Below are 3,344 nucleotides of genomic sequence, written 5' to 3' on the forward strand. Positions count from 1 at the left end.
CCCGGCTGCTGGAGGAGATTCAGGTCAAGGACGACTTCATCGGCCAGGTCGAGTTCACCGTCAGCATCGACTCCACCATCGCCCGCGCCCACCAGTGTCGGCGTACACCCATGACTACAGAGATCGGTACGGACAAAGGTGCAGAGGTAGGCCGCCGCTTGACGAGGGGCTGCCCTGGTTATCGGCGGCCATCCGGGATAGTGACGAGCCCGCCTTCGTAGGCCGCGATGACGAGTTGGGCCCGGTCGCGGGCGTGCAGTTTGGCCAGGAGGCGGCCGACGTGCGTCTTGACCGTGCCGACGGTGAGGTGGAGGTGCTCGGCAATCTCGGAGTTGGACATGCCGTTGCCGATGAGGGTGAGCACCTCGCGCTCGCGTTGCGTGATGTCGCCGAGGTCTCGCACGACCGGGGCGGGGTGAGCGCCCCGCAGGAACTCGGCGATGAGCCGACGGGTCGCGGAAGGGGCGAGCAGCGCTTCGCCGACGGCGACGACGCGGATGGCGGCCAGGAGCTCGGCCGCCGTGGCGTTCTTGACGAGGAAGCCGCTTGCGCCGGCCCGCAGCGACGCGTATACGTATTCGTCCAGGTCGAAGGTGGTGAGGATCAGCACGCGGACGCCGGCGCTGTCCGGGTGCGCGCAGATGCGCCTGGTTGCCTCGATGCCGTCCATGTCCGGCATGCGCACGTCCATGAGGACGACGTCGGGTCGCCGCTGGCGGGCCAGGAGCACGGCTTCGGCGCCGGTGCCCGCCTCTCCCACGGTGGCCAGCCCTGGTGTGGTGTCGATGAGGACTTTGAGGCTGTCGCGTACCAGCACCTGGTCCTCGGCCAGCAGGACCCGGATGGGCGGGGACGGGTCGTGCGGAGCGGCGTCGACGGTCATGTCATGGTGCCGCTCTGGTCGTAAGGCAGTCGAGCCGCCACGCGAAAACCTCCCTCGGGCCGGTGCCCTGCGCTGAAGGTGCCTCCGTACATCTTGGCCCGTTCGCGCATGCCGATCAGGCCGTGTCCGCCGTGGCCCGCTCGCAGCGGCCGTCCATGGCGGGGGCCGTCGTCGACGACCTCGATCGTGGCCTCCCGCCCGTCGATGTCCACGCTGACCGAGCAGCGGGTGGGCGCCGCGTGGGTGATGACGTTGGTCAGTGCCTGTTGCACGATTCGGTACACCGACATCGCGACCGTGGGAGGCAGCTCGGCCTCTTGGCGGACGGTCAGGTCCACCTCGACCCCGGCGGAGCGGGCGTGGGCGGCTAGCTCGGGCAGGTCCGCCATACCGGGAACGGGCAGATGGGCCTGCTGGGGGTCGCTGTCGGAGCGCAGGAGGCCGAGCACTCGGTGGATTTCGGTGAGGGTGCTTCGGCTGGTCTGTTCGATGACGGTCAGCGCGGCGCGTACCTCGTGCGGCCGGGCGTCGGCGACGTGGTTGGCCACGGTGGCCTTGACGGCGATCAGGCTCATGCTGTGGCCGATGACGTCGTGCAGTTCGCGGGCTATGCGCCTGCGCTCGTCGGCAACGGCCGCCTCGGCGAGGTGCCGGACGAGGCGGGCGGTCGTGTCCCGTTTCCAGCGGGCGACAGCCCCGATGGCCCATCCGGCAGCCAGCAGGACACCGATCACGCCGATCTCGATCGGCCAGGCCGGCGGCACCTCGCTGGGCCCCGCCGCGGGGTCGAGGCCGGGGAACACCCGCTCGTAGAAGATCAGGATCGCGGTGACCGCACCGGACGCGCACGCCGCCAAGCCCGCAGCCGACCATGCGACCGAGGTGGTGGAGGCCACCAGGTACAGCACGAGCACGGTCGGCACGAACGTCACCCAGATCGCGCCCGCCGCGACGGCGCCGATCACGGTCGCCAGCACGCCCGCGGCGCACGCGAGGGCGAGCATGGCACGCGGCCGGCGCCGCCGGACGGCGACCGGCAAGCTCACGACCGCCGCGACCGGCCAAGCCGACCAGGCGGGCCACCACGACGACGGCCCCGGCGGATCGACGATGGCATATCTGATGATCAGCGCCACGATGACCGCCGTCGCCGCGTCGGCGACACCCCGCCCGTCGAACCGCCGCCCAGCCCACTCCATGACGGGACGTTATCGCCCTACCAGATCGCCCGGCATCTGCCCACGGTCGGACATCCCGCATCCGTCTGGGGTCGTACCACCGGCTCGTGCACGCCGACCAAAGATGCGACCTGAGCCAGACGCGCCCCCATCGCAGCGCCCATCACCATGCTGGTGCGCCCGGCATACCAAGCCGAGACGCGCCGACATCGACAAGACGGGCAGGAACTCATGAAGTTTGATCTTCAGGGGCGAATCACACGATGGCGACAGGCCGACGCGGACCGGCGCGCCGCCAACGCTACGGCCAACCTGGGCCGGCAACACCCGTTTCCCGGACGATGGATGAGCGCCATCTCGCTGATCGGCGGCCCCATACTGATCATGACTGGAACTCTCCTGCGCTCCCAGTTCCACTTCTTCATCCCTCACCAACTCGCCGCCTACAGCCGGCACCCCGCCCTCATCACTGCCGCCTATACCTGCTTCGCCGCCGGGTTCGTCCTGCTGTGGCCGGCGGTCGTGACGCTGGCGCAACGGATCGCTGCCACCAACCCGCTGTGGGGACTGTGGGGCGGTTGTTTGGTGATCGTCGGCCTGTTCACCCGGACCTTCCAGTTCGGCACTGATCACCTGGCCTTCCACCTGACGGACAGCCTTGGCCTGCAGACAATGCTCAACGGCATCGACGACTACTACACAGCATGGAGAGATACGCGCTGGCATCCGTTCAAGGCCATATCCGGACCGGCGTTCTTCGGCTGGGTCGTGCTGGCCATCGGCGCCCATCGCTCCGGCGCCCTGGGGCTGGGCCGCTCGGTCGCCCTCGGCCTGATGTCGGTGCTCGCGCTCGGGCCGCTCAAAGGCACCCAAATCCCGCAGTCTTTCATCGCCGTGGGCGGCCTCTGCGTCGCCTTCATCCCCCTGGGCATCTCCCTGCTGCGCAGCGGTCCCCCGCCGACCAGACGCGCCATGGTCTGGGTCGTCGTCCTCATCGTCGTGCACATCCTCATGACGACCTACGGCCCAAAGGGATGACGCTCCAGACCAGTGGTACGTCGGCAAGCCCTTGAACTCACCTCACCGACACCGGCATCTGCATATCTACCTGTACGCGGTTTTGCACGTTCATCTGTACGCCGACAACCAGCACGCCGCCGGAGCCCGAAAAAGGGGGACGACGGCGGGTGTCAATCCCCTGAAAACGTGGAGACGGTTCTATGCCACAGCGGTCCTCAGCAGGGCCGATGAGGCTTGTCTCTTCTCGATCATGTGACGTTCGA

Annotated in this window: 4 protein-coding genes; 1 reads left to right on the forward strand and 3 read right to left on the reverse strand. The window is 68.5% G+C overall.

The window, feature by feature from the left end; genetic code table 11:
• Positions 1-178: 178 nt before the first annotated feature.
• Together AB0J64_RS56915 and AB0J64_RS56920 are read right to left on the reverse strand one after the other, a co-directional pair.
• Complete coding sequence (locus AB0J64_RS56915; protein WP_364047075.1) at positions 179-883, reverse strand: response regulator transcription factor; 705 nt, start codon at positions 881-883, stop codon at positions 179-181.
• Complete coding sequence (locus AB0J64_RS56920) at positions 880-2,082, reverse strand: sensor histidine kinase (protein ID WP_364047078.1); 1,203 nt, start codon at positions 2,080-2,082, stop codon at positions 880-882. Before AB0J64_RS56920 ends, AB0J64_RS56915 begins: the two co-directional genes overlap by 4 nt.
• Positions 2,083-2,292: 210 nt before the next feature.
• Here AB0J64_RS56920 and AB0J64_RS56925 point away from each other — a divergent pair, with 210 nt between their 5' ends.
• A complete protein-coding gene (locus AB0J64_RS56925; protein ID WP_364047081.1) occupies positions 2,293-3,099 on the forward strand; it encodes a hypothetical protein in 807 nt (268 codons plus the stop codon).
• Between the two features lie 37 nt (positions 3,100-3,136).
• Here AB0J64_RS56925 and AB0J64_RS56930 read toward each other — a convergent pair.
• On the reverse strand, positions 3,137-3,344 hold a 208-nt coding region (locus tag AB0J64_RS56930; RefSeq protein WP_364047084.1), incomplete at its 5' end, for a hypothetical protein.

It is taken from the genome of Nonomuraea sp. NPDC049695, from assembly GCF_040674955.1.
Classification (GTDB): Bacteria; Actinomycetota; Actinomycetes; order Streptosporangiales; family Streptosporangiaceae; genus Nonomuraea; species Nonomuraea helvata.